We start from the raw sequence: 24,908 nt of genomic DNA on the forward strand, positions 1-24,908 counted from the left end.
GGAAATCCTAAAATCAAACCAAGTTTTTAGAGATGCCCTATGCATATTATGTAAGGAAGATGCTCATGAAGAACAAGATTATTTGTTTGCTTTTTTCTCTCAGTGTTACGGTAGCGTTTGCAGATATTAGAAATGCCGTCTGCATTGTAAGACCGAACTACAGCGAAAAAACCATTGCTTTTATGGAAGATACGTCCGATCAACTGAAAACTGCTGGGTATTCGGATTTGGCTGATCTTTTTAAAGATGCAAAAGAAGGTGTTTTCGGGTCAGGCTTTTTTATTAAAGGTCAAAATAAAAAAGACTATGTGCTGACTAACTACCATGTTGCCGCTTATGCGACATCTCTTACGTTGGAAATTGAAAACACTAACGGTGAAACGACAAAAATCGAAAACTGTAAAGTTATTGCCGTTGATGAAGAATTGGATCTTGCCATTGCTGAAGTTCCAAGCGGTAAAGTTGATTCGTATTTGACGTTTGCATCAAAAACTCCCGTCGACGGAATTGATGTGTGGTCTGCCGGTTATCCGGGGTTGGCGGGAAAACCGATGTGGCAGCTCGGGAAAGGAACCGTGACAAATGCTCGCGCGCGGCTGCCCGATGATATCGATCCGAAAATATCTACCTTTATTCAGCATTCTGCCCCTATCGACTCCGGAAATTCCGGCAGTCCTCTTCTTGTAAAAGCGGCAAATGCTCCTTCGGGATATGAAATTATCGGTATTAACTCTGCAAAGGCTATTTTCAGACAGGCAACTAATTTTGCAATCCCTGCTTCCACAATAACTAACTTTATGGATGAAAGAGCTTTCGCCGGGAATAAAAAAATCGAACGCAATTTAACTGCCTCTTTGAATGTGTTTGCCGAAAGCTGTAAACATTTTAAAATCGATAAAGAGAGTGATAAAAATAAAGAGATTGTAAAGCGAATCCGGAAATTAGCCATTTATATTTCCGAAGATTATGCAATCCGAAACGGGCTTGATGTATACATGAAAGCGCTGCGAAAAGCGCCTAAACTTTTTAGGAATGAAATATTAGCCGCATCGATTTTTGGAAATCCGATAAACGGAATCAGAACAGCTCTTGCTTATGATATCTATACTACCATTGATCCGGAAGAAAATACCTATTTACCCGATACGGGGACGGATATCAACAGCTTGAAAAAGACGGACAACGGTTATGAATTTGTGTTGTATGATGAAGTTCAGAAGTCGAAATTCTTTACCGTTTGGAAAAAATCCTATAATTCATGGCAGATGGACGGTGCCAGTCTGAATGAATCTCCTCAAAGCGGCACGGCTTCGAAAGACCAAAATAAAAAGAGTGCAAAGAAAGATAAGAAAGCTGCAGGAAAATCTTCGATTTTTATCGAAGAAATCCCTACAACAATGAGAATACCTTTATCGTATATCGGTTTTAATAGAGATACCGGTTGGAAATCTGCTTTTTCTTTCGGTTTCTTTTACAGCTTTAAATATGTGGAAGTCGGCATATCGGCTATTATCGATAAACCTCGCGATGCTAATGCTCGTGGTGATAAGTCTTCATTCGGTTTCTCGGGAAAAGGTTCCTTCAACTTTGCATTTGGGCTCAGCCCTGAGCTGAAGGGGCAGATACCGATCAACATCAATAATGTCCTATACATTGCACCGCAAGCATTTGTCGGAGTAGGTCTGTTTATCCCTCCGGTCGATACTTTTGTACACTATGGTGCCGGAGTGGAATTTGTACCGGTTAATTTTACAACGTTATCTTTCGGTGCTGATTTTATTGCACGAACGTATTTAAAGGGAACGAAAACGACAAATCTCGGAGTTCGTATAAACGCATCAATACGATTTTAATTATATTGGAAGGAGATAACAGAACATGAAAACAGAAATCATTAAGAAGGGCGCGGTGCTTATCTGTTTGTTAAGCGTAATGTCAGCGTTTACTTCGTGTATCTTATTCAGCAACCTGAAAATGGCGGCCGAGGAGGGTAAAGCGAGTGTAAACGGTAAACAGGTTACAGCAGAATCGCTGGGAGATCCGAAAACAGACTGTCTGGCTTATGGGTACGTGAACGTAAAGGGTGTGCACATGTATGTGCAAATGGATTCTTCTCAGGAGGCGCTTTATGTAACGCCTTTATTGATGGGAAGCGGTTCTTTTTGCTTTCCCCCTCTTGCAAAGAATCTCAGTTTTCAACTTGTGCGGCTTCGCTATGATAACTGGTTTACAAACTCCATTACGTACTACACTCCCGGTTTAGGAAAACAAGGTGCTATTGCATTTACTACGCAAAAAGCGGGTTTGCAGTTTATAGGTGCTTATGATTTTATCGTTAAAGGGACGGCATTTAAAGGCTATTCGGCAACATTGTCTCCTTATCCCCGCAGCGAACAATCTGAATATGAACTGAAAACGTTAAGTAAGATGAAAGCACAATTTAAAAACACGGAATGGGAAACACTGATCGATAAAAGAATAGAGGAGATTCAAAATGAGAAAAAATAAATACGCTATTATCTCGTTTGTTATTGCCATTACCCTTTTTATTACCGGTATAGAACTCTTTGCCGCCGATAAAAAAACTCCGAAGGCTCCTACAAGGAATGAAGTCGTTATCGTATTTTCTTTAAAGATTCAACCGTTGCCTGATGTGGAATTTTTTGCAAACTATTCACATATGCGTTTTTCAAAACTGGACATAGGTCATTATTACAGCACAACGGATAAAATAGCCATCAGTGCTTCTAATGTCAGAATACCTTTGGCGGGAATGCCGGAAGAAGATGCACGGGATATCGATTTCGCTATGATAACCCTTCCTTTTGCTTATGGGAAACGATATATTAATCTTCATAGTCTGCGGTATCATTTTGCCGGTTCAGAAGTAATATTTGTGAATCTTCCGTTACAGGCAAAAATCGAAGTACCGTCCGATGTACAGTACGTATATATCGGTGATTTTACCTGCAAGTGCAGTAAGCCGTTTTATGATATAACCGATGTAAAACGAACTGATAATTTTGATGCCGCTGCAAGGGCTGTCAAGGAAGTATACGGTAAAGATGCCGAACTTGAACGGGTGCCGTTGATTTCTTTGAATCAGGAAGATTAACAAGGTTTTGTATGGAATTTGAAAAGATTATTCCCGCCTCAGATCTTGCAGTGGCGCAGTGCGGAAATGAATTACCGGTTAACGGCAGCGTACTCGCTGTCTTTGCAGAGCAAGCGTTTAAACGATTGTCCTTTACTTTTCCTCAAGAGCATTTGGAAAGTTTGCTGAATGTTGCGTGTGATCCCGCATCTTCGGAGAATGACCGGCTCGTTGCAGTAAAATTGCTGGAAAATGCCGTCATTGCGGCGAAAGGTACGCTGCCGCTCTGTCAGGACACAGGCGTTGCACAAGTTTTTGCATGGAAGGATTCCTCTGTGTATTCGATCTTAAATGCTGTGAATCGAACAATGCCTTTCACTTCCGATACGGAAGCGCTTACTGCCGGTGTCGGGAAGGCGTATAAAGAGAATAATCTGCGGTTTTCTATCAACATTCCTTCTTCGCTTTTTGATGAAAAAAACTCGGCTACCAATTTACCGGCTCAAGTCGATGTATTCAGTACAAACGAAAGCGGCGAGCCTTCGTACCGTTTCTTGTTTTGCGCGAAAGGCGGTGGTTCCTCCAATAAAACGGATTTTACCTGCGCAACAAAGGCGCTGTTAAACCCGCAATCCTTTGAACGCTTTTTGCAAACGAAAATCGCCGCTCTTGGAACGGCTGCCTGTCCCCCGTACACGATTGCCGTTGTTATCGGCGGCTTAAGCCCCGAACAAAACTTACAGACGCTTAAGCTGGCAACGACCGGCTATTGGGATGCGGTAGAGGCGTTAAACGAAGCCGGCGGCGCTATTCGCTGGACAGATACGGTCGGCGGAGTGCGCCCCCTGCGGTGTAAGGATTGGGAAGAGCGGGTATTACAGATCGCATCGGAAACGGGATTGGGCGCTCAGTTCGGCGGTTCTCATCTTGCGGCGCATGCCCGTGTGTTCCGATTGCCGCGGCACGGAGCAAGCTGCTTTGCCTCCATAGGTGTGTCGTGCAATGCGCACCGGAACCTCGTCGGTTATATCAGCCGCGAAGGTGCCTTTTTGCAAAAAAACGTTTCCGATCCTCAGCCGTTCTTTGAAAAAGCGACGGCATATACAGCCGGTGCCGATGCGCATCATGGGGAGCCGGTTAAGGTTGACCTCAGCTCCATCGAGGCCGCACGCGCCAAGCTTTCCGACTATCCGGTAGGACAGGCGTTCCTCTTTCCGGGAGAGATTTTAGTTGCGCGTGATGCGGCGCATGCCCGCTGGAAGGCATTGCTGGAAAGCGGTAAGCCGCTGCCCGATTACACGCTGCACTATCCGATTCTGTATGCAGGGCCGGCGGAAACACCGAAAGGCGCTGTTATCGGCAGCTTCGGGTCGACAACCGCGAACCGTATGGATCCCTATGCAGACGATTTGATGAGCAGGGGTACTGCGTTGATTACCATTGCCAAGGGGAACCGATCTGAACTGTGGCGCACTGCGTGTAAAAAATATGGCGCCTTTTATCTCGGTACTATCGGCGGCGCTGCGGCGTTGATTGCGGAAAAGCATATTACCGCGCGTAAAGTCCTCGACTATCCCGATTTGGGAATGGAAGCCGTACAGCTGATTTCGGTTAAGGATTTGCCGGTATTCTTGATTACGGATGATAAAGGGAACGATTTTTACGCTTCCTTACAAAAGAGCCTTCGGTAGGAAATGCGCATCCGGCGAGAAAAGAGATCGTTTCCCTAAACGGTCTAATACGCATGTGTTGTTTAGTAACCATGGTTCTTTTTACGAAAATTTCTTGACCGTACAAATAAAAACTTCTATTATGGCGGCGGCTATACCGTAACGCGGTACAGTGTGGGAGGTGTTACCGATGACTACTGTAGTTTCAAAACCGCCAAAGTCTATTTTTATCCTGAACCTTTTAATATACAGCGGTGTTTTTATTTTTATTTTTTTATATGCATTGTATACAAAGATAGTCCCCAAAGAGGCACTCTTTAAAATTTTTATGGCACCATCTACATTGTTGACCGCCTGTATTACAATTGTCTTTCCTATTGTTCTCTATAAAAAAACTATGAATATCGTTCTTAACTGGCAAACGGAAGAAGATGGCGTAAATAAGGCGAATAGAGCGCTGAATATATATTCAAAGCTCAGTATCGTGGTTCCGATTGTATTATCGACTGTAACTCCGGTTGTATCACTATTATGGGTAGGTATGAATTCTACCGCACAGTTTACTGCAGCAATTTTTGCATCGGCTGGATGCTTGTTTTTTATCGCACTCTTTTTTTATGTGATTTGGATTCAGGCGCTTGAACAATATGTAAAATTTTTACCGCTTGAAAGAGAACATATTGCTATGTCTTATACAATGCGCGGTATGCTTGTCGGTTTTTTCCTTTTTATGGGTATCATTTTTCTCTGTGTATCTCCGTTTTTAGCAAGCCTCTATAACGGTATGACGATCGTCGGTACGATAACGCATTCAATTATTCCGATATCGTTGGTGGTGTTGGTGGGTGCCCTTTTTGTCACTTATACGCTTTACAAAGGTATTAATAACGAGATCGAAACTATTGTGTTGTTTACCGATAAGTTAGCGGTTGGAGATTTTACTCCGAGTCACTTAGAATTACGGCGCCGTGATATTTTCGGGCTTTTGGGGACAAGATTGAACGTATTCCATAAAAACACAGTCGCCTTACTTGCCGGCGTAAAAAACAATACCCAAGCAATGAAAGATGCTATCGGAGTGCTTTCCGTGAACACGGCGCGAACAGCGGATTCGGCTCATCAAATAAATACCAATGCCGAAGGAGTGAAACAACAGACTATCGCACAGGCTACAAGTGTTATGGAAACATCCGCTGCAGTCGAAGAGATAATCAACACGATCAAACAACTGAATGCGAGTATTGAAGTACAAGTGGAAAGTGTCGCTCAGTCTTCATCATCGATAGAAGAAATGGCAGCGAATATCGCTTCTATTACGCAAACGCTGGAAAAAACCGATGAGGCAATCAAACGGCTTGCCGATGCGACTGCCGACGGGAAAACAACAATAGTGAATTCCAATGCCGTAACAAAAAAGATAGCTGAGGAATCAGGCGGATTGATAGAGGCAAGCAATGTTATCCAAAATATTGCAAGTCAAACAAATCTCCTTGCAATGAACGCTGCAATCGAAGCTGCTCACGCAGGAGAAGCCGGCAAGGGATTCGCAGTTGTTGCAGACGAAATACGGAAGTTGGCGGAAGAATCTTCCGTACAAGGCAAAACTATCACGATGACATTGAAAATGCTCGGCTCCGAAATCGCGAGTTTATCTACGTCATCAAAAACCGTCGAAGAAAAATTTGCCAGTATTTTCGAACTTTCCGAACATGTAAAAGCAATGAGCACCAATCTTATGAAAGCAATGGGTGAACAAGAAAACGGCAATCGTGAAATCTTGGGAGCAATCTCAAATATAAAAACAGTAACATCAGATGTCAAAAACGGATCGGAACAAATGCTCAAAGACGGAACTCACGTTAGCGGCGAGATACGGAAGCTTGACGGCCTGACAAAAATCATCACCGATAATATGAACGCAATGGCGCACGAAGCTGTTCAGATAAATAATGCCGTACAGGAGGTAAATGCTATTACGCAGCAGAATAAAGACGCAATCGAAAACTTGTCTGCAGAAGTCGGTAAGTTTAAAGTATAGTTCGGTGTTCGCACCGGAATTATTCGTGTAGAGAGTTTAGTCCCTTTTCACTAAATTTACCTTGAAGGAATCGGTTCCCTCTACACGAATTAACCGATTTTTTTGATCTATTTTATTTTTTAGCTTGTATCTTATCTTTTTCCTTTCGTACTTTTTGATCCAAAACATCCATCAATTTATTGACCCCTGCTTTAAAGTCATAATCTTCGGTGGAAACGTGTGCGGTTCCGCCCTTAAAATTGACGGTGCATTCGTAAGTAAATTTTTTGTCGAATTTTATCGTGCAGAGGACATCGACAATTAAATCTTCCGCATACTTAATCCGTTCAAATTTCTTGTGTACGAAGGTTTTTTGATCTTCGTCCAGCGTAAATTTTACCGCCTGTAAATTGATGTTCATACGAGACCTCCTATACGGTATCAGGTGTGTGAAGGCGCCGCAAAAGTAGCTGCCTTTTGAGCCTCCTTCTTTCAGGTCATTCTAAAAAGGTTGATCACGTTTTTAGAAGCCCTCTCTATTAAGTATACGTAATAAAATGCAAAAAGTCGAGGAAAAATCCGCACATATTCGCATCAAAATCGCATGATGCAGCAAATGTGCCGTATATTTGCAATGCGATCCCCGTATTTACTCACGTAAAAATCTAACCGAAAGGATTGCGGTTACTCATGTAAAAATCTAACCGTAGCTATCTATGACCAAGACTGAGCCATAGAGATAAGTTTACTCTGCAAGCATTGCGTTGTTTCAAGCAGTTGTTGTAAATCCAAGTTGTTCTTCCTGCGGCACAGCTCAGCTTTTACCGCCTCGCTTACATCAGAGCTTTCCATCAGCCTGCAATACGGAGTCTTTGCCGTATCATATTTCTTTGTGACCTTTGCGTCTATCCGTTTTTTTGAAATAATTTTCATCGAAGGAAAAAAGAAATTGACCAGTGTATTATACTGCTGATAAAGGTCAGCCATAACCGCTCGCGCAGCTTCTCCCTCAAAGCGATAGTAACCGACAATGTGCCTTACGACACTATCATTTTCTGTTCAACAAAACAATTATCATTCTTTTATACGATCGGCTCCGAGTGAAGATAATCTCATTACTTTTACACCATTGCAACAGCTGTGTATTTTTGAACTCACTTCCGTTGTCGCTATCAATACCTTTCATCTGAAACGGGAGCTTTTCTTTCACATCTTCTATTGCTTCTTTACCCAACGATGAGCTTTGTTTAAAAGGGCTCGGTTTTCCGTCCAGCCTGAATGGACATCGGTAAGGGTAAGCGTGCAAATATACTGTCCTTGGGTACTTATGCCGCAGTTGGCAACGGTGTCAACCTCAAAAACTTACGTTCATCCCAATCGAAAAAGGTACGGATGGGGATGAGCTTGTTAAGATTCTTTGCAGGTCGTGTTGTTGAAATACCGCGGATGGAATGTTTTGGAATTTCCGGTTTGAGAATCCTGCCGACTGTCGCGCTTGATATGCGGGTGAGTTTTGTTTTCAGTTTTTCATCATAGCTGAACTTTTGAGCAAAGTAATCGATATTATCCCGAATGAACGGCACAAGACGTTTTGCACACAGATACATCGAAAAAATCCACAGCCGGATGACTTCTTGTTGTACGTCTTGCCCGTAGTATTTTTCATACTTCCGCTTTTTACCTGTCTTTGTAATGACCTGTACGCTCTGTCTTGCGACATTGTTAAAGTGCGTGACTTTTACGTAGGCACTGTTTTTCAGAACGTGAATGGCATACTTTCGATTGTAACCGGTTGTTGCGATGAACTCATCGATTATTTTCGTCTTGTTCTTTTTGCTTGCCGTACAGTAACGCTTCGCCGTCTCTTCGGTTAATTTCTTTTTCGTTTTCATGTCTAACCCCATTGCGCCCTTCCTTTGGGCTTCTATTTTGGGTTAGATTTTTACGTGATGCACCGCTTCTTTTTCGGTTAGATTTAACGTGAGGCAATGCGATCCCTTGCAATTTCCTCTTTTTGCCCCTATACTTATGGTTATGCTGAGCCGACGCATACTATTACCGCAGTATAAAAACTCTCTCTCCAAAGCGCAGCCGTTTCATGTTACCCTTTTGAAAATAGGCGGCATAGATGCTAGGAGCGTACAAAAAACACCCGCAGGCGTACTTGTTGTACGTCGAGGACTGTTTTTTGTAAAGCGACAACGCAGATATACTGCATATTTTCAAAAGATACTTGACATAAAAATAGTCGGCGGTACAATCACTCAGCAACTCAGCAACTCAGCAACTCAGCAACTCAGCAACTCAGCAACTCAGCAACTCAGCAACTCAGCAACTCAGCAACTCAGCAACTCAGCAACTCAGCAACTCAGCAACTCAGCAACTCAGCAACTCAGCAACTCAGCAACTCAGGCGTAAGGACTGCCTGTACCTTCACAGAACCGCAACATCTCTCGTGCCATATTTGGCAGTGTATGCTGCCGTACACCGGTATTACTGTTGTCTTTATTTACTTGTTAGCCGTCGGTGGCTTACATATCTTTTTTACTTTTCTTATACATTGCTTTCCTGTCATTACCGATGTTCTGGAGTACCCGAAAAACGGAATCGTTTGCGGACGTACCCTTGGGATAGACCGCACAACCGGTATCGGTTGTGGAACACATTTTTTAACTCTTTTTTAGCATACAGCCGGAAAGAGGAGGAGGTATATCTATATGTTTTGGACAGATGAGCTAAGACCCCGCAATGTTTTAACAGTGGAGGATGCCATTAGAGCAGATTCTGAAATCACATGGGCTCAGTTTTTCGGTTATCCAAATAGTAGAATTACATGCTGCTGCTTTTATAAGGAAAAGGGAATTAATTTTTGGTTTCCGCATTGTGATCCGGGCGGATCTTGGGCAAATGTATTATCGGATGATGGGCAGACCCTGACTGAAACCAGTAAGTATATTGTTCGAATAGATACACATCCTAATAAACATTATCCGCCACGTCTTGTATTCCCGCGCTTTAAAGATGCTAACAGCAACACTTTTTATTTTAAATTTGTCGGGGTGTTTCAATATAGTGATGAAGATTCTGAAGATGGGCTCATACATGTATATAAACGGATATCCGATCGTCTGATATGGAAAAACGGCAATCCTGCTGATTTTGAGTGGTAGAACTTATGACCAATGGATGATTTGTGAAAGAGTTGGCCACCTCTAAAAACTCGGTTAGATTTGCTTCGCATCCTTCGGAATAGAGGTGCCCAGTTGTTAATTCATAATTAAATATTACAAATTACGAATTATTTAAAAGGAGCGGTATTATGGAACGAAGATTCGGTTCACTACTTGGCGTGCTTGTACTGTTGATAAGCGCACTAACAATGGCAGGCTGTCCGAAAACCGCCGTAAGCCCGCAGGGGCAAACCGGCTACGCGGTAAGTTTCGGCGTAGAAGGCGAACCGGCTCACGGCGTATTGACAGCAAAAATCGGCGAAAAAGAATTGAAAAATAAAGAAAGCGCACCGCTTGGCGCAACCGTCGTCTTTACGGCAAGACCTAATGACGGATTCAAAGTAAAGGAATGGAAGGTAGACGGCAAGATCGTAAACGGCACGGAGAATACCTATTCTCTTAAAATTAGCAAAGCGGTAAGCGTGACGGTGAGTTTTGAAAAAACAAGTCCGCCCCCGTCGCCTACGGCTAAGCGCAAGGTAACCTTTAGCGTAGAAGGTACACCGGCAAACGGAACGCTCAAAGCGATGGTCGGCAGTACCGAAATCGGCTCGGGCGCTGCCGTCGAGCAGGGGAAAACCGTACTCTTTAAGGCAGCTCCCGCTGCGGGCTTCATGGTAGAAAGCTGGACGGGGATAACGCCTGCAAGCCCCAATGCCGCAGAAGTTACTCACACGGTAACGGCTGACATAACGGTAAAAGTAACGTTTAAGAAGATACCTTCCCAAACCTTTAGCGTAACCGTACAAGCGGGAGAACACGGAAAGGCTCTAGTAAACCCAAGCCTTCTTGAAGGAAATAAGGCCGCAAAAGACACCGTTTTACTCTTTACGGCAACGCCGGATGATGGTTTTGTTGTAGACAAGTGGACAATTCAAGGCGGCAGCTTTGAAGCCGGTACCGGAGAGGATGGCAACAGTAGTGCAAAGGTAAAAGTAACGGCTGACGTAACGGTAAGAGTGAGCTTTAAGGCTAAACCTGCCGGAACCGTTCAATACAAGGTAGAGCACTGGCAGCAAAATGTTACCGGCAATGACTACATCAAGGTTGATACCGAAGACAAAACAGGCGTTACAGGGGCAATGACGGAGGCGCAAGCAAAAACATATACGGGTTTTAGGTCTTTGGGCATTATTCAAAAACCGATAGCTGCCGACGGTTCAACGGTAGTACAGATTAAATATGACCGAAACCTTATCACCCTTACCCTTAATTTGGACGGAGGAAGTACAACTACATCTCTTACGGACGGCAACAAGCTAAAAGGCCGCTTTGGAAGCGATGTACCGGCAGTAGCAAACCCGATAAAAGAAGGCTACGTCTTTAGCGTGTGGAACCCTGAACTTCCTAAAAAGTTCCCTGCCGAGAACGGTACGTACACCGCACAGTGGGCAAAGGAGGGCGATTATACCATCACCTATCACCTCGATGGAGACAGCTACAACAGTAACCCCGCCTCTTACAATGTAGAAACGGCAACAATAACGCTCAATCCCGCAATAAAAATAGGGTATGATTTTGCAGGATGGTATGATAATGCAGCTTGCAGCGGTTATCCTGTAACGCACATCGTAAAGGGCAGTACGGGGAATAAAGAGTTTTGGCCAAAGTGGAAAGCGCGTTCTTATACCATCACTTACAACCTCGACGGCGGAACAAATAACAGCAGTAACCCCGATTCGTACACTGTAGAAACGGAAACAATAATTCTAAAGCCCGCAATAAAAATAGGGTATGATTTTCTAGGCTGGTATGATAATGCAGCTTGCAGCGGTTATCCTGTAACGAAAATCGAAAAGGGCAGTACGAGGAATAAAGCGTTTTGGGCAAAGTGGGAAGCGATTTATCATACCATCACCTATCACCTCAACGGGGGGGAAAACGATACCGACAACCCTGCATGCTACATGGAAACAGAAACAATAACGCTAAAGCCCGCAGTAAAAACAGGGTATGATTTTCTAGGCTGGTATGATAATGCAGCTTGCAGCGGTTATCCTAGAACGCATATCGGAAAGGGCAGCACGGGTAATAAAACGTTTTGGGCAAAGTGGGAAGCAGTTACTTATACCATCACTTACCACCTTAACGGCGGAACGAATGACAGCGGTAACCCCGCTTCGTACACTGTAGAAACGGAAACGATCACTCTAGAGCCCGCAGTAAAAAAAGGGTATATTATGGATTGGTATGATAATGCAGCTTGCAGCGGTTATCCTGTAACGTCCATCAAAAAAGGTAGTACGGATAATAAAGAGCTGTGGGCAAAGTGGAAAATCGCTACTTATAACATTAGCTACTACCTCTACGGGGGAACAAACCATGCCGACAACCCTGCAAACTACACGATGGAAACGGAGACAATCACGCTAAAACCCGCAAAAAGAACAGGCTATAACTTTGATGGCTGGTATAAGGTATATCTCAGTCCCAGCGGCCATATTTCAAGCTATCCTTCAAACCAAATCAAAAAAGGTAGTACGGGTGATAAATTGTTTGATGCAAAGTGGAAAGCCGTTACTTATACCATCACCTATCACCTTAACGGGGGAAGCCATAGCGGTAACCCTGTATCTTACAATGTAGAAAGGGAAATATGGCTAAAGGACGCAGAACGAACAGGCGCTACCTTTAAGGGCTGGTATGATAATGCAGCTTGCAACGGTTATCCTGTAACGTACATCGAAAAAGGCAGTACCGGGAATAAAGAGTTTTGGGCAAAGTTTCTTGAAAACTACTCCATCACCTATAACCTCAACGGGGGAAGCGGCAGCGATAACCCTGTCTCTTACAATGCAGAAACGGAAACGATTATCTTAAAGGATACAAGCAAAGCAAACTACACCTTTAAGGGCTGGTATGATAATGCAGCTTGCAGCGGTTCTCCCGTAACGCAAATTGCGAAGGGAAGCGTCGGCGATAAAACCTTTTGGGCAAAGTGGGAAGCGATTTCTTATGCCATTACCTATAACCTTAACGGGGGAAGCCACAGCGGTAACCCTGCCTCTTACAATGTAGAAACGGAAACGATTACCTTAAAGAATGCAAGCAAAGCAAACTATACCTTTAAGGGCTGGTATGATGATGCAGCTTGCAGCGGTTCTCCCGTAACGCAAATTGCGAAGGGAAGCGTCGGCGATAAAACCTTTTGGGCAAAGTGGGAAGCGATTTCTTATGCCATTACCTATAACCTCGACGGGGGAGAAAACCATGCCGATAATCCCGCACACTACACGGTAGAAACGGAAACAATCACACTAAAGGACGCAGAAAGAACAGGAGCTACCTTTAAGGGCTGGTATGATAATGCAGCTTGCAGCGGTACTCCTGTAACGCAAATTGCAAAGGGAAGCGCTGGCGATAAAACCTTTTGGGCAAAGTGGAAGATGAGCAAATACACAGTAAGCTTCGGCGTTGAAGGCGAACACGGCACGCTTACGGCACAGGCAGAAGGCATAGCGGCAACGGCGGATAGCCCCATAACCGTCGAACACGGCAAAACGGTAACCTTTACCGCAGAGCCTGCTGCGGATTACAAGGTAACCAAATGGACGGTTACGCCTGCCGATGCACTGCAAACAGGCGGCGACAGCACAACGGTAAAGGTGAGTGCAGCTACAGAGGTAAAAGTAACATTCACTCCTTCTTTTGATAAAACTTACACGGTAGACGGTGTCAGCTTTACGATGAAAGGCATTGATGCAGTAACGGACGGAATCGTTGGGCATGATGAGTATTGGGTTACTAACAAACCTCACACGGTAAGCCTGACTGCGTATCGTATAGGAGAGACGGAAGTAACGCAGGAGCTGTGGCAGGCAGTGATGGGTAATAATCCGAGCGAGTTTAAAGGAGCTGAAAATCCGCCTGACGGCAGTGAAGTGCAGGAAAAACGGCCGGTGGAGAGAGTGAATTGGTATGAGTGTATAGCGTTCTGCAATGAGCTGACGAAGCAGGCGGGATTAGGAGAGAGTGAATGTTTGTACTATAGCGATGCAGGCTATACGAAAGTGTATACAAAAGAAGATGCCGGTGAAACAAAAGAGGTGCATTTGTATACAGCCATGAATAAGAAAGGATTCCGGTTACCGACGGAGGCTGAATGGGAATGGGCAGCGAAGGGCGGCGCAAATGTTAAATGGGCAGGAACGAACGATGAAGATACGCTTGGAAACTATGCGTGGTTCTATAAAAACAGCAACCATAAAACCCACCAAGTAAAACTGAAATTACCGAACGGGTACGGCTTATACGACATGAGCGGGAACGTCGAGGAATGGTGCTGGGACAGGTACGATAAATTGCCCGATCCGCTGCCGGCGGACTACGCGGGCGCTGCCTTCAGTATGGATGGGCATGTGTGTCGAGGCGGCGAGTGTGCCAGCAGCAGTTCCGAGAGTTTCATTTCGCGCGTCTCTCGGCACTTTAATCACCCCTACCAGCCCTACGTCTACGGCTACTGTCCTCTTGGCTTGCGTGTGGTCTCGCGCCCGTGAAAATCGGATATCCGTGTACTGTCCAAGAATTGACTTCCTTGTCAATTCTTGAACTCTGTATCAAAATTTCAAAAAATACGCTAGATAGCTATCAGTACATACTTTAACAACTTATCAACACGTCTCATCATTAAAGCAAATCTCTGACTGTAAGAAAGATTGTAAGAAAAACGAGCAAGCGCAGCAAGACCTTGTTACGGCAGGATTGTAGGCAGCTTGCTTGCTATATCCGAATTACCGGAATCGATCGGTGATTCGGCGGCGAAGTAAGTTATCGAGGTTGCTTACTTCGCTGTTTTACGGCGGAAAGCGCATGGGGCAACCTCGAAATAGCCTTATGCGCTTTTTTTATGCCTTGCAGAGGATTGAGCCTCCGCGTTTGATGCAAGTTCAGAGTAAGGCAGAGCGCAAGCCGCCTACTCTTCGGAGTAGGTGAGCAAAAATCACCGCATCTTAGTCGCTGTGTACGGCGATGAAAAAATAGGCTTGTGAGGTGTTCCGACTTAGGGCGGTTGAGGGTTTTAGAAACCGCCCATCTTTTTACAGCGTACCGAAAACGAGCATCACTCTGTTTCGGCGAGGATGCACAAAAGGAATGGTACTACAGGGAAGGGGTGTTGAGACTGCATCTATATCGGCAACAGTCAAGATTATATCCTAGTCTTGAGTATTGCCTGTATAGAAAATGTTTAGCAGGTAGTGGGTAATCGTTATATCTGTTTACATTTTTTGTAATTCGTTATCTATCGCCTTGAGCTGTTCGCGAATAGCCGCTATGCGCGAATGATTATCCGGTTCTTCTCCGGTAACGAGATATTCAACAGAGACACCGAAAAATTTAGCAATGCGCAATACATCATCGGCACGAGGAAGATTGCGCGCCTTTCGCATAGAATTATAGGTATTTAAGCTATTAAAAGATAATCCTTCTATAGATTGTATCATCATTTCGATAGTCATATTCTTTTTCTTAGCCAACTCTTTAACTGTTTCAAAAAAAACAAGAAAGTCAATATTCATACAAGCTATTATAGACATAAAAAAAATAAAAACAAGTAGAAAAAAATATTTTTTATGTTTTTTTAGACATAAAACTATTGACAAAATGTTATAAAAGACCTATAATAACTGCGCAAAGTGTTAGAAAAGACATTTTAAATATTAAACTTTCCAAATCACAGAGGAGAAACGAATATGACAGCATTAGAGAAAATGGCGCTTAAGATTGCCAGACAACAAGAAAAAAACGCAAAAAAAGAGAATGAAAAGCGTGAACAGCTTGCAGCAGGTTTTGCCTTCGTTAAGCCAGTTTCAGCAAGCGCAAAAAAAGTTATTCAGCAGCTAGAAGCGATGATGATAGACGGCTATGCAAAAATTGATAATACGAACGGCTCTTTTATGCCGGTTGTTGTTGAGCAGGTTGGAGCAAATCAAATATCAATCGCTCACTACTACGAGCAAAACGGCGATTTAATGGCCGATCCTGAAATCGTTTTTGTGAAAAAAGAGTATTCATACGGCGTTGAATACTATCCTATCTATGAAAGAATGAGCGGTCTAGGTTCAGATATAGAGCTGGTGATATTCAAGAACCGCAAACCGAAGTTGATTAGCCGACTGCAAAAACAAGCAGCGAGCTTTTGTACCGATTGGATGCGCACAATAACAATGCAGCAAGGCATAGGCAAGTAAATAGCGATGACACCGCCGGGAAACCTCCGGCGGAAATGCAGCAAGCTATAAACATAGTAGAAACTTGATTAACCGTGCTGATTTTTGAGGATTTGAAAAATGAGTGTTTTGATTTCTTGCAGCTCTTTCGCTAGAGAGGCGGTCAAGACTTGTAGCTGTTCAATCTGTTGTGATTGCTCTTGAGTGATAGTTTTTCCTTCACTTGCATAAGCGGTTACCGCATCAATGACATACTGTGTCCGCGTTTTATTTGAGTTTTTAGCCTTTTTGTCTAAATACTCTTTAAAATCTAAAGGTAAATTGAACGATGTAGCAATATTGGTACTCATACTATGAATATACCATAAGAAGCTAAAAACGTCATTAGAAAAACAAAAAAAAGCTAAAAAATCGCTAAAAGTTCATAAAAACTCTTGACAAAAAGCTATTATACAGCTATTATGATAATATCAATAGCTAATAAAAAGCTATAACAAACCTAAAACATAGAGGAGCACCAACCATGAAATACTTTACAAAAAAAATGACATTAGACGAAGTGAAAGCAGCATACAGAGCAGCGGCGATGAAGCTGCATCCTGATAGAGGCGGCAGCACAGAGGCAATGCAGCAGCTGAATGCCGAATTTGAAGTTGCATTTGCGATAGCGCAAAAATTCGAGAAAGCGGAACCGACGTATTCCAAACGGCAACCTAAAACAGCAGAAAGTGCAGGCAGCTACCGGCGGCAGTTTTACACCGTGAACAACTGGCAGGGTGAACGTTATGATTGCAACCTTTCAATAAAAGACATTGCGCAGTTAATCCGTGAATATGTTAAAAATGCGTATCCTACATATCGGTTTTCGATTACCTTAAACTGCCGTTTCCACACTATCAACGTAGCTTTGATGGAGTATCCGGTAGAGCTTACAAACCGCACATTGCTACGTGATTACCTCTATACGACACCAATATATATTCCGTCAAAAGGCTATATCAATGTTAACGAGATCAGCGAAGGAAATAAAGAAAAATGGATTGCTTATCGGCTGAAAACAGCGAATCGCAAAAAAGATTTTTGTAAATCCGATACGTGGTTAAATCCTGTTGTTTTCGCAGTTTTGCAAGACGTTCAAGATTTTATGAACTCGTACAACTACGATAATAGCAATCCGATGATTGATTATTTCAGCACGAATTTTTACGGCTATGTACAAATTGGCAAAGAAGGAAAGCCTGCGGAGTTTGTAGAACGCACGGCGCGCGTCAATCCTACAAAAAAGACAAAGAGCGTTAAACGGCTTACCGCATAACAATAATCTAACTGCCGGATATACTCCGGCGGCTAAACAAATAAAATCTACCGCTTCAAAAAAATCGACGCGGTAGATACTGAAGAAGGAGCACATTATGAATAAACATACAGCATTAAACAGTCTTGTTATTGAAGGTATCGGCTCTAACTATGTCGATGGAACATTCACTCTTACATATCATGGTGATCATACGGAGGATTTTAGCATAACTGCTGTTATTTTTCCTCAATCTTTAAAAGAATGCTTATCGGCTAAATTTGAACAAACTTCTGAAATTACATTAAGAATTGTAGGCGGCCTTATGTGCGATGCCGACTGTGTTCAGTTGGCAGTCGATCATGTTGCGCTTTTAAATTTTGAAAAAAATATCGCATGATGTTCGTTTCGCCGGAAAACCTCCGGCAGACGTGTTTCTCTTTGGAGGATTAAACAATAATTACGATGGGAGGATGTCGCTATGACATACGTTAAAAAGGTTAAAATTTTTTGCGCAAACGATGAAGAGCGTTTAGAAAACAAACTTAATGATTTTCTTTCAAAAGAAATAGAGAAAGGTTTCCACATCATTAGCATTCAATATCAACTTACAAGCGCGTATGACGCATCATCGATAATACACGACATTGTAGAAACATTTTCCTGCATGGTGTACTACAGCGAACCGGTAGAGGAATAATCGATGATTACTATTCAAAATGAAAGCCTTGAAATCGGCTATGAAGTAGGGTTGATTGAAACAAGCCTTTCTAACGGATGGATAGTAAAACAGTGCTTTAACTGGTTTATCGATTATGACGGTGTGCAAGTAGAATACGCTCCGGATGCGATGGAAGTCATCGGCGCGGAAGAAATAGAAGAATACAGCGCGGAAGAACGCGCGGCGTTAGACAAATGCGAATGGCATACATACGATTTAAAAACAGAAATCTACAGCAGTAAATATTATCGACAAGCAAAAAAAGAATTTAAAGAAAGTTTAGATCTATACGCCTACTATGGTGTATCGGAAAAAGATTTTTATTGATATATGGGAGGGTGGCAGATGTGCGGAAAACGTCATGTAGAAATGACAAAAAAAGAGCTTACCGAAGCTCGAAAAAATGCAATACGGAACATGATTTATTTCCGTAATGATAAGCCGTTGTATATATTTTGGCGGAATGTTTTTCGCCATTATTGCAATATGGAAAAGGAGATGCAATGAAACTGTATTTATCCGGCGCAATAAGCGCTAATCCGAATTACAAAAATAATTTTGAAACCGCCCGTAAGCGGCTCAATGACGCGGGGTATGCAGTTGTATCTCCGACCATTTTTTGTGATGAAAGCATGAGCTGGGAGCAACGGCTAAGGCGGCGCATGCAAGTCATTTCAACATGCAGAAATATTGCGCTCATAGTAACGGAATATCAATCTGCTAGTACCAATCTTGAATTAGAGATAGCAAGAGTTCTTTCTATGCAGGTTAAAACGGTTGAAGAATGGATTGAATACGCCGAGCGGCAAAAGCAGCATCGCGGTTTATGCCGACGATGGGAGATGAGAGGATGAGCGGCAGTGAAATACTTTTTATCATCTTTGTCTGTCTTGGCGGCGGATATCTTCTCGGGCGCGCTCATGCGTTTACAAAAACAGTTTTTAATGATGTTCATGCTCAGAATAACAAACAAGAAATCGCTCTTGCCTATATCAAAAATCAAGAGTCGCAAATCGAACAATCAATAAAAAAAATCGATACCGTGCTTGCTGAAATTATTGAACAGATGGAAACAACAAAATAATAGCTATAAGCATAATGCACTTTAAGGAGGAATTAACATGGCAGTTATTGTAGCAGTAATGGGAGAAAGCGGGACGGGTAAATCAACCAGTTTACGCAATTTTCAAAAAGGAGAAGCATCGGTAATCAACGTATCAAAAAAGCCGCTTCCTTTCCGTAATACGTTATCGGTTTTTAAAACGGATAACTATCAAGAAGTTCAGGCGATGATTAAACGAGCACAGGCAAAAAGTGTTGTTATAGATGATGCGCAATATCTGATGGCTTTTGAGTATATGCACCGCGCAAAAGAAAAGGGATATGAAAAATTTACCGACATCGGCGCGAATTTTTTCAACCTTACACAAACAGCAATAGCACTCCCTGATGATAAGATTATTTATTTTCTTTTTCATATTGAACGGACAAAAGACGGTAACGAAAAATGTAAAACGATTGGGCAGCTACTCGATGAGAAAATAACGCTTGAAGGGCTTTTTACCATCGTTTTAAAAACAGTCGTTCTATTAGACGGAAACAATCAGCGACAGTTCTGTTTTGCAACGGTCAATAACGGTAGTGATACGGTCAAAACGCCGATGGGAATGTTCGCAGAGCCGCTTATTCCGAATGATTTAAAAGTGGTTGATACGGTTATCCGTGAATATTACGGAATGCCGGAGAATGTTTTTATACAGCATTCACATAATGAAGCGCCGCAAGAGAGCCCCCAAGGCAATCGGCAACAGACCGGTATACAGCAAGTACCCCCGCAAAACAGGAAACAGCAGTCGTCTATTTTAAGTTTTGCAAAATCGTATAAGGAGATGTAAGCGAATGAAGAAAAAAGATGTTTTTACTTTCGATGAGCGCTTCCATGTATACCGGCTAAACGGCGAAATCATTCCATCCGTTACAAAAATTATCTGCACTATTGCAGGGAAAGATTTATCACACATTCCCCCTGAGATTTTAAAGAAGGCAGCGGAGCGCGGTACGGCAATTCATAAAGAAATTGAAACGGGCGTTATTGAGTCGATGGAAGCGAAATGGATTGAACAAAATATCGTCCGTGCATCCTGCCAATTTGAACAGAAGTTTTATCATACCGTGGATGATTTTACCTATGCAGGAACTGCCGACATTGTTGCAAGCGATATGCTTTTTGATATTAAAACACAGAAAGAAGCGGACGTATTGAGCTGGGCGCTCCAACTGAACCTGTACAATCTCTTTCTCAAAAAGAAGTATTTAAAGGTCTTGCATACACCGAATACCGGTAATTTTTCGGTTGTCGATATTCCGGTTTTATCGATGCAGCAGCTACAAGAAATCATTATTGCCTATGTGCAAGGTATCCGATTACGGGAGGATTTTATGAACACACAGGAAGACAAAAAAGAAGTTGTCGAAATGCCGCCGCTTGATCTCAATCTTACGGTTGTTGAACAGAATATCGGCACACTGAATACAAACGCCGCACAGCTATTAGAACGAGTTAAAGAGCGTCTCGCATTTTATTCGATAGATCGCTATAGCGGCGAAAACATCGCAGCGGCAAAAAAGGATAAGGCAGAGTTAAACAACGCGGCACAAATGCTCAATGCAGAGCGCATCCGCATTGAGAAAGAATTTATGAAGCCGATTGAAACATTCAAAGCAACTGTTTCAGAAACGGTAAGTCTCATCAAAGAATGCTCGGCAAATATTGATGTAATTGTCAAAGAAGTTGAGCAAAAGGAAAAAGATAATAAGAAAGCGATCATTATCGAATACTTTGAATCGCTTCATTTTTCACTTGTTGATTTTGACATGCTGTTTAATCCGAAGTGGCTTAATAAAACAACAAAGCTCAAAGACATTCAAGACGAGATACGCGGGCGGATTGAAAAGATTGAAGCCGATTTAAGTGTTCTTGACCGTATCGGAGAAGCGGAAGCGAAGCAATATTATTTATCAACACTGAACCTCGATGCGGCTCTTGCAAAAGCGGATGAAATCAAAGCAAATCGCGAACGACTTGCAGCGCTTGAAAAAGCACAGGCAGCACAAAAAGAGCAAGCATTGTCTGAAAGAGGACAAATTGACAGCGATGCTGGCGGTGAAGAAAATCTCCATGCGGACGGATCTTGGTGCCCACCTTCGCCGTCTTTCTCCGATTCGGCACAGACAGAAACGGTGCCACAAGAAAAAGAAGAAAAATTACAAGTTACTTTTACAGTAATCGGAACGGCAGATCAGTTAGTTTCCCTTCAAACGTATATGGAAAATGCACAGCTGCGCTATACATTTCAATAGGAGGATAAGAATATGTTTAATGATTATCAGGTCGATGAGGGTTATTTTAACAACAATTTCAAAGCAGGTGAATGGGAATGCACCATCACCAAAGTAGAAGAAAAAATATCAAAGAAGAATAATCCGATGCTCGCTCTTTCGTTTACGATTGATGAGCAAGGGACGCTGTATTACTACATTGTCGATGATGTAAGTTCCGAAGACGCATGGAGACGGCGTAATCAAAACTTAACTCGCTTTTTTGATTGTTTTTCAATCCAGCGTGGAGACTTTAATTATAACTCATGGATTGGGAAAAGAGGCATTATCAAAATCGACAAGCGCGCTCCGAATGAGAATGGAGAACAAAAAGGTTTTGAAGTAAAAGCTTTAATCGTACCGCAACAAATGCAGCAAAACAATAATAACGGAGCTTATCCGCAGCAACGAAATACAACGCCTAATCACCCTACATACCCTCAACAAGGACGGTCGCGCCCACATCCGCAAGGACAGAGAGCGGCGGTGACTAATGGATATCAAAGCTATAATCAAACACCCCCGCAAAACGGTTATCAGCAAAGACCGTCGGCGTATCAAGGAGCGGTGCCGCAGGATACACAGACTGCTACTACCGATCCTGAAAATTTTGACAATATACCATTTTAATTGGTAAGGAAGGAAAAAAAGAATAACTGCCTGCCGTTTTCTCGCGCTTGAAACGACAGGCAGTATCCTTAGCGACTATTTTACACTATGGGAGGGAAAGTGTATACAGCAAGCGCAGTTGCAGAAAAAGCGCATGTCAATCCCGCGGAAGTGCGGTATTTTGCGCGGAAGTATAACATACCAAAAATCACGATTGAAAATAAACAGCTCTTTATTTTTGACAAAAAAGAGTATCGGCTTTTTCTTCTTTATAAGAATATCTGTAAAGAGAAAAAAGAGAATAAAAAGCAACTGCACTTTTCATTTTATGATAATCAGAAATGCGTTATACAAAAACAAAACATCATCAGCAGAAAAGATGTACAGCGTGAAAAAACACTGATAAAAAAACTCTGCGCACTCTTACAAAAAGCGGGTAGTAACGGCATAGATAAAAACATTCTACAAACAGCATTAAAAATCGATAAAAAGCAGCTTGAAAATATTTTAAATAAAAACACTTCGCTCCCCATCGCGGAAGATGAAACGATAGATAATAACCTGTATTGGGTTGGAGTATAAGGAGAAAACAATGAAATTTGACAAATCGAGAGTATACACCGCGGTTAATGCGGATGAATTAAAGGTCGGCAGTAAAGTTATTTGTGCCGATACGCTAGCATTATTAAAAGCACGTGTTGAACATTTTGGTGTAAGCTACAACGCATACGAAGTATTACGAGAAATTTTCCCTGATGATGAAGAATATCGATTTTGCGTAGGTTTTGGCGATGAAGTGACGTATGCTTTTGCGTATTTTGTTGAAAGGCCTGATGAACACCCCTTTGGCAAATGTTACGGCTGTGGCTATGTATTTAATTCTGAATTGCGCTTTGACTACGATATAAAATATTGTCCGCGGTGCGGGATGGAAATTGACAGCCACTTTCCGACTGATTTTTAGATGACAGAATAGACAATAACCTATATTGAGTTGGAATAACATAACGCTTTTTTAGGAGGAATATATGAGTGAGAATGAAAGTAAAGCATTGACAGTAAGAGGGTGCCCCGTTCCGGCGGTGAGCGAACCGGCAACCGGACAGTATGCCGATATGGAGCAGCTCGACATGCAGAGTATGTTTGACCAGCTTTTAAAGCAAGCAAATCATGCCACGCATGAAGCAGAGCGAGAAAGCGCATAGCGCCTCAAGCTACATTATCGAACAATACTTAAAGCGGCCTACGTTCTACATAAAAAAAGCTACACGGCATACCTGTATAAAAGAGTTCAATATGAACTTTTTTATCATCGAAAAATCGACGCAGCGATTATCTACTGCGATATGACAAACGCGCTTTATTCATAGCGAGGGGGAATGTATGACACAGGCTTATTTAATTGCATATCGTGATAATGCGATACGGCAAATGAATTACTTCCATGAAGATAAAAATATGTACACCTTCTGGCGGAATGTGTATCGGCACTATCAAAATAAAATCGCAGAAATGCGCCATGCTTCATTCTTCGTCCGTAATGAAGAAAGCGGGAAAATCTAATTCTGTTTTTTGCGATTGTAAAACATATATGACACAGCGGAACAGACGCTGAAAGGAGTAATCTATGGAAAAGGTTACATTGCAAACCCTGAAAAGCGGTGCAGTAATCGACTTATTCAATGTTGAGTTTGAAAAAATGCTTACAAATATCAACGATGAAAACACCAGTCCTACTACATCGCGAAGTATCACAATTAAGATTGAGGTAAAGCCGGGCAAAACGCGTAGAGACGCAGAGTGCCGCATTTCGGTATCAAGTCGCCTCGCCCCGATAAAACCGGCAGAAAGCACCCTCTATCTTGATAGCGACGATGGCATTCTTGCGGCTTATGAGGATAACCCTGAGCAGCACACATTAGATTTTACAAGCGGAAATATTTCCGCAATAGGAGGTTAAACGTATGGATTTTGGAAAGGAAGCAATCGAAAAGATTGAAAGTTTGGTAAAGGATAGTTTTATCGTACAAGTAGACGGCAAAACGTACAGCGCACGGGATTTGAATCCGGTGTTGTATGAACCGAAAGCAAAAGCGGTTTGTGTTGCAACGCTTACAGGGTTTGTCGATTTTGTCGAACGGAATATTGATGAACTTGATTTAATCAATTCCTACATTGCCGTTATCGACAGTCCGCAATTGGTCGCTTTGCGTTCTACTCTTTTAGATCAACAGAGAGAGCGCGAAACTCTTTTAACTGCAAGCCTTGATAGTAACATGAAAACATTTCCGTTCGGAACTTTCATGCCGCAAGAAGAATTTATCATCAAGCTGCATTCCCTTTTTGAGGAGAAAGATGGCGATGATTTTGAATATGTGGCAATGATCGTTTCAAAAGTAACGCAGGCAAATACTGCGGATACTCTCGATGACGGCATTACACAGCACGTAACGGTCAAAAAGGGCATAAGCGGTGCATTGAAGGAATCAAGTATGACTAAGCCGATTGTTCGACTTTCTCCATACCGAACATTCAGAGAAATCGAACAGCCGGAGGGACAGTTTTTATTGCGTATACGCACCGACGACAGAGGAAATGCGGAAGTTGCCTTATTCGAGGCTGACGGAGGGGTGTGGCGTAATGAAGCGCGCTTACGGATTGCCGCATACTTGAAAGAACATATCAAAGTATCGGTGATTGCTTAACACCTTTACTCCCTGCTGCTTTT

General features: G+C 42.6%; 29 protein-coding genes. 24 read left to right on the forward strand and 5 right to left on the reverse strand.

Annotation, left to right across the window (positions count from 1 at the left end):
• The first annotated feature begins 65 nt into the window (after positions 1-65).
• From GWP43_RS04495 to GWP43_RS04515, 5 genes are all read left to right on the forward strand, one after another.
• Positions 66-1,853, forward strand: coding sequence for a S1C family serine protease (locus GWP43_RS04495; protein ID WP_162663023.1), 1,788 nt, complete (start codon positions 66-68; stop codon positions 1,851-1,853).
• 25 nt (positions 1,854-1,878) lie between these two features.
• Complete coding sequence (locus tag GWP43_RS04500; RefSeq protein ID WP_162663025.1) at positions 1,879-2,508, forward strand: hypothetical protein; 630 nt, start codon at positions 1,879-1,881, stop codon at positions 2,506-2,508.
• Positions 2,495-3,115: a hypothetical protein gene (locus GWP43_RS04505; RefSeq protein WP_162663027.1), complete on the forward strand. Its 621-nt coding sequence runs from the start codon at positions 2,495-2,497 to the stop codon at positions 3,113-3,115. The genes GWP43_RS04500 and GWP43_RS04505 overlap by 14 nt, the downstream gene beginning before the upstream one ends.
• 11 nt (positions 3,116-3,126) lie before the next feature.
• Positions 3,127-4,785, forward strand: a complete 1,659-nt coding sequence (locus tag GWP43_RS04510) for a fumarate hydratase C-terminal domain-containing protein (RefSeq protein ID WP_162663029.1) — start codon at positions 3,127-3,129, stop codon at positions 4,783-4,785.
• A gap of 169 nt (positions 4,786-4,954) precedes the next feature.
• Positions 4,955-6,802, forward strand: coding sequence for a methyl-accepting chemotaxis protein (locus GWP43_RS04515; RefSeq protein WP_162663031.1), 1,848 nt, complete (start codon positions 4,955-4,957; stop codon positions 6,800-6,802).
• Between the two features lie 112 nt (positions 6,803-6,914).
• Here the strand turns inward: GWP43_RS04515 and GWP43_RS04520 are convergent, their stop codons facing one another.
• The 3 genes from GWP43_RS04520 to GWP43_RS14530 form a co-directional block, all read right to left on the reverse strand.
• Entirely contained in the window at positions 6,915-7,202 is a 288-nt protein-coding gene (locus GWP43_RS04520; RefSeq protein WP_162663033.1) for an HPF/RaiA family ribosome-associated protein, read from the reverse strand.
• Between the two features lie 293 nt (positions 7,203-7,495).
• Entirely contained in the window at positions 7,496-7,768 is a 273-nt protein-coding gene (locus GWP43_RS14525; protein ID WP_230978036.1) for a hypothetical protein, read from the reverse strand.
• A gap of 338 nt (positions 7,769-8,106) precedes the next feature.
• On the reverse strand, positions 8,107-8,685 hold the full coding sequence (locus GWP43_RS14530) for a hypothetical protein (protein ID WP_230978037.1): 579 nt from the start codon (positions 8,683-8,685) through the stop codon (positions 8,107-8,109).
• A 94-nt stretch (positions 8,686-8,779) separates the two neighbouring features.
• Between GWP43_RS14530 and GWP43_RS04530 the strand changes: the two genes are divergently transcribed.
• The 3 genes from GWP43_RS04530 (at position 8,780) to GWP43_RS04540 (ending at position 14,507) form a co-directional block, all read left to right on the forward strand.
• On the forward strand, positions 8,780-9,199 hold the full coding sequence (locus GWP43_RS04530) for a hypothetical protein (RefSeq protein WP_162663034.1): 420 nt from the start codon (positions 8,780-8,782) through the stop codon (positions 9,197-9,199).
• 299 nt (positions 9,200-9,498) lie between these two features.
• Positions 9,499-9,951, forward strand: a complete 453-nt coding sequence (locus tag GWP43_RS04535; RefSeq protein WP_162663036.1) for a hypothetical protein — start codon at positions 9,499-9,501, stop codon at positions 9,949-9,951.
• Positions 9,952-10,100: 149 nt separating this feature from the next.
• Positions 10,101-14,507 (forward strand): InlB B-repeat-containing protein, encoded by a 4,407-nt coding sequence (locus tag GWP43_RS04540; RefSeq protein WP_162663038.1) that lies wholly within the window; start codon positions 10,101-10,103, stop codon positions 14,505-14,507.
• A 720-nt stretch (positions 14,508-15,227) separates the two neighbouring features.
• Here the strand turns inward: GWP43_RS04540 and GWP43_RS04545 are convergent.
• On the reverse strand, positions 15,228-15,527 hold the full coding sequence (locus tag GWP43_RS04545; protein ID WP_162663040.1) for a helix-turn-helix domain-containing protein: 300 nt from the start codon (positions 15,525-15,527) through the stop codon (positions 15,228-15,230).
• Positions 15,528-15,701: 174 nt separating this feature from the next.
• Here GWP43_RS04545 and GWP43_RS04550 point away from each other — a divergent pair, with 174 nt between their 5' ends.
• Positions 15,702-16,199, forward strand: coding sequence for a DUF6908 domain-containing protein (locus GWP43_RS04550; protein WP_162663042.1), 498 nt, complete (start codon positions 15,702-15,704; stop codon positions 16,197-16,199).
• 68 nt (positions 16,200-16,267) lie between these two features.
• Here GWP43_RS04550 and GWP43_RS04555 read toward each other — a convergent pair whose 3' ends face one another.
• A complete protein-coding gene (locus GWP43_RS04555) occupies positions 16,268-16,528 on the reverse strand; it encodes a hypothetical protein (protein ID WP_162663043.1) in 261 nt (86 codons plus the stop codon).
• 173 nt (positions 16,529-16,701) lie between these two features.
• On the opposite strand from GWP43_RS04555, the gene GWP43_RS04560 reads away from it, so the two are divergent.
• The 15 genes from GWP43_RS04560 to GWP43_RS04630 all read left to right on the forward strand — a co-directional run bounded on the left by GWP43_RS04560 (position 16,702) and on the right by GWP43_RS04630 (position 24,885).
• Positions 16,702-17,493, forward strand: a complete 792-nt coding sequence (locus GWP43_RS04560; protein WP_162663045.1) for an LPD29 domain-containing protein — start codon at positions 16,702-16,704, stop codon at positions 17,491-17,493.
• Between the two features lie 97 nt (positions 17,494-17,590).
• Positions 17,591-17,872: a hypothetical protein gene (locus GWP43_RS04565; RefSeq protein WP_162663047.1), complete on the forward strand. Its 282-nt coding sequence runs from the start codon at positions 17,591-17,593 to the stop codon at positions 17,870-17,872.
• A gap of 81 nt (positions 17,873-17,953) precedes the next feature.
• The gene (locus tag GWP43_RS04570) at positions 17,954-18,172 is read left to right on the forward strand and encodes a sporulation protein Cse60 (RefSeq protein WP_162663049.1); all 219 of its coding nucleotides are present in this window, start codon (positions 17,954-17,956) and stop codon (positions 18,170-18,172) included.
• Between the two features lie 3 nt (positions 18,173-18,175).
• Positions 18,176-18,520, forward strand: a complete 345-nt coding sequence (locus GWP43_RS04575) for a hypothetical protein (protein WP_162663051.1) — start codon at positions 18,176-18,178, stop codon at positions 18,518-18,520.
• 176 nt (positions 18,521-18,696) lie between these two features.
• On the forward strand, positions 18,697-19,047 hold the full coding sequence (locus GWP43_RS04580; RefSeq protein WP_162663052.1) for a DUF4406 domain-containing protein: 351 nt from the start codon (positions 18,697-18,699) through the stop codon (positions 19,045-19,047).
• Positions 19,044-19,277, forward strand: a complete 234-nt coding sequence (locus GWP43_RS04585; RefSeq protein WP_162663054.1) for a hypothetical protein — start codon at positions 19,044-19,046, stop codon at positions 19,275-19,277. The genes GWP43_RS04580 and GWP43_RS04585 overlap by 4 nt, the downstream gene beginning before the upstream one ends.
• A 37-nt stretch (positions 19,278-19,314) precedes the next feature.
• Positions 19,315-20,088: a DEAD/DEAH box helicase family protein gene (locus tag GWP43_RS04590; RefSeq protein ID WP_162663056.1), complete on the forward strand. Its 774-nt coding sequence runs from the start codon at positions 19,315-19,317 to the stop codon at positions 20,086-20,088.
• 4 nt (positions 20,089-20,092) lie between these two features.
• Entirely contained in the window at positions 20,093-21,553 is a 1,461-nt protein-coding gene (locus tag GWP43_RS04595) for a DUF1351 domain-containing protein (protein ID WP_162663058.1), read from the forward strand.
• A gap of 12 nt (positions 21,554-21,565) precedes the next feature.
• Positions 21,566-22,201, forward strand: a complete 636-nt coding sequence (locus GWP43_RS04600) for a hypothetical protein (RefSeq protein ID WP_162663060.1) — start codon at positions 21,566-21,568, stop codon at positions 22,199-22,201.
• 99 nt (positions 22,202-22,300) lie between these two features.
• A complete protein-coding gene (locus tag GWP43_RS04605) occupies positions 22,301-22,762 on the forward strand; it encodes a hypothetical protein (RefSeq protein ID WP_162663061.1) in 462 nt (153 codons plus the stop codon).
• A gap of 10 nt (positions 22,763-22,772) precedes the next feature.
• Complete coding sequence (locus GWP43_RS04610; protein WP_162661906.1) at positions 22,773-23,144, forward strand: hypothetical protein; 372 nt, start codon at positions 22,773-22,775, stop codon at positions 23,142-23,144.
• 64 nt (positions 23,145-23,208) lie between these two features.
• Complete coding sequence (locus GWP43_RS04615) at positions 23,209-23,385, forward strand: hypothetical protein (RefSeq protein ID WP_162663063.1); 177 nt, start codon at positions 23,209-23,211, stop codon at positions 23,383-23,385.
• A gap of 178 nt (positions 23,386-23,563) precedes the next feature.
• Complete coding sequence (locus tag GWP43_RS04620) at positions 23,564-23,743, forward strand: hypothetical protein (protein ID WP_162663065.1); 180 nt, start codon at positions 23,564-23,566, stop codon at positions 23,741-23,743.
• 64 nt (positions 23,744-23,807) lie between these two features.
• Positions 23,808-24,140: a hypothetical protein gene (locus GWP43_RS04625; RefSeq protein ID WP_162663067.1), complete on the forward strand. Its 333-nt coding sequence runs from the start codon at positions 23,808-23,810 to the stop codon at positions 24,138-24,140.
• Positions 24,141-24,144: 4 nt separating this feature from the next.
• Positions 24,145-24,885 carry a hypothetical protein gene (locus GWP43_RS04630; RefSeq protein ID WP_162663069.1) on the forward strand — a complete coding sequence of 247 codons (741 nt, stop codon included), beginning with the start codon at positions 24,145-24,147 and terminating at the stop codon, positions 24,883-24,885.
• Positions 24,886-24,908 lie beyond the last annotated feature (23 nt).

Origin of the sequence: Treponema vincentii (genome assembly GCF_010365865.1) — a bacterium.
Taxonomy (GTDB): Bacteria; Spirochaetota; Spirochaetia; order Treponematales; family Treponemataceae; genus Treponema.

Excerpts from the sequence above, each read along its gene's own strand:
- GWP43_RS04495 (WP_162663023.1), top strand. The coding sequence starts at position 66 with ATGAAGAACAAGATTATTTGTTTGCTTTTTTCTCTCAGTGTTACGGTA.
- GWP43_RS04500 (WP_162663025.1), top strand. The coding sequence starts at position 1,879 with ATGAAAACAGAAATCATTAAGAAGGGCGCGGTGCTTATCTGTTTGTTA.
- GWP43_RS04505 (WP_162663027.1), top strand. The coding sequence starts at position 2,495 with ATGAGAAAAAATAAATACGCTATTATCTCGTTTGTTATTGCCATTACC.
- GWP43_RS04510 (WP_162663029.1), top strand. The coding sequence starts at position 3,127 with ATGGAATTTGAAAAGATTATTCCCGCCTCAGATCTTGCAGTGGCGCAG.
- GWP43_RS04515 (WP_162663031.1), top strand. The coding sequence starts at position 4,955 with ATGACTACTGTAGTTTCAAAACCGCCAAAGTCTATTTTTATCCTGAAC.
- GWP43_RS04520 (WP_162663033.1), bottom strand. The coding sequence starts at position 7,202 with ATGAACATCAATTTACAGGCGGTAAAATTTACGCTGGACGAAGATCAA.
- GWP43_RS14525 (WP_230978036.1), bottom strand. The coding sequence starts at position 7,768 with ATGGCTGACCTTTATCAGCAGTATAATACACTGGTCAATTTCTTTTTT.
- GWP43_RS14530 (WP_230978037.1), bottom strand. The coding sequence starts at position 8,685 with ATGGGGTTAGACATGAAAACGAAAAAGAAATTAACCGAAGAGACGGCG.
- GWP43_RS04535 (WP_162663036.1), top strand. The coding sequence starts at position 9,499 with ATGTTTTGGACAGATGAGCTAAGACCCCGCAATGTTTTAACAGTGGAG.
- GWP43_RS04540 (WP_162663038.1), top strand. The coding sequence starts at position 10,101 with ATGGAACGAAGATTCGGTTCACTACTTGGCGTGCTTGTACTGTTGATA.
- GWP43_RS04545 (WP_162663040.1), bottom strand. The coding sequence starts at position 15,527 with ATGAATATTGACTTTCTTGTTTTTTTTGAAACAGTTAAAGAGTTGGCT.
- GWP43_RS04550 (WP_162663042.1), top strand. The coding sequence starts at position 15,702 with ATGACAGCATTAGAGAAAATGGCGCTTAAGATTGCCAGACAACAAGAA.
- GWP43_RS04555 (WP_162663043.1), bottom strand. The coding sequence starts at position 16,528 with ATGAGTACCAATATTGCTACATCGTTCAATTTACCTTTAGATTTTAAA.
- GWP43_RS04560 (WP_162663045.1), top strand. The coding sequence starts at position 16,702 with ATGAAATACTTTACAAAAAAAATGACATTAGACGAAGTGAAAGCAGCA.
- GWP43_RS04565 (WP_162663047.1), top strand. The coding sequence starts at position 17,591 with ATGAATAAACATACAGCATTAAACAGTCTTGTTATTGAAGGTATCGGC.
- GWP43_RS04570 (WP_162663049.1), top strand. The coding sequence starts at position 17,954 with ATGACATACGTTAAAAAGGTTAAAATTTTTTGCGCAAACGATGAAGAG.
- GWP43_RS04575 (WP_162663051.1), top strand. The coding sequence starts at position 18,176 with ATGATTACTATTCAAAATGAAAGCCTTGAAATCGGCTATGAAGTAGGG.
- GWP43_RS04580 (WP_162663052.1), top strand. The coding sequence starts at position 18,697 with ATGAAACTGTATTTATCCGGCGCAATAAGCGCTAATCCGAATTACAAA.
- GWP43_RS04585 (WP_162663054.1), top strand. The coding sequence starts at position 19,044 with ATGAGCGGCAGTGAAATACTTTTTATCATCTTTGTCTGTCTTGGCGGC.
- GWP43_RS04590 (WP_162663056.1), top strand. The coding sequence starts at position 19,315 with ATGGCAGTTATTGTAGCAGTAATGGGAGAAAGCGGGACGGGTAAATCA.
- GWP43_RS04595 (WP_162663058.1), top strand. The coding sequence starts at position 20,093 with ATGAAGAAAAAAGATGTTTTTACTTTCGATGAGCGCTTCCATGTATAC.
- GWP43_RS04600 (WP_162663060.1), top strand. The coding sequence starts at position 21,566 with ATGTTTAATGATTATCAGGTCGATGAGGGTTATTTTAACAACAATTTC.
- GWP43_RS04610 (WP_162661906.1), top strand. The coding sequence starts at position 22,773 with ATGAAATTTGACAAATCGAGAGTATACACCGCGGTTAATGCGGATGAA.
- GWP43_RS04615 (WP_162663063.1), top strand. The coding sequence starts at position 23,209 with ATGAGTGAGAATGAAAGTAAAGCATTGACAGTAAGAGGGTGCCCCGTT.
- GWP43_RS04620 (WP_162663065.1), top strand. The coding sequence starts at position 23,564 with ATGACACAGGCTTATTTAATTGCATATCGTGATAATGCGATACGGCAA.
- GWP43_RS04625 (WP_162663067.1), top strand. The coding sequence starts at position 23,808 with ATGGAAAAGGTTACATTGCAAACCCTGAAAAGCGGTGCAGTAATCGAC.
- GWP43_RS04630 (WP_162663069.1), top strand. The coding sequence starts at position 24,145 with ATGGATTTTGGAAAGGAAGCAATCGAAAAGATTGAAAGTTTGGTAAAG.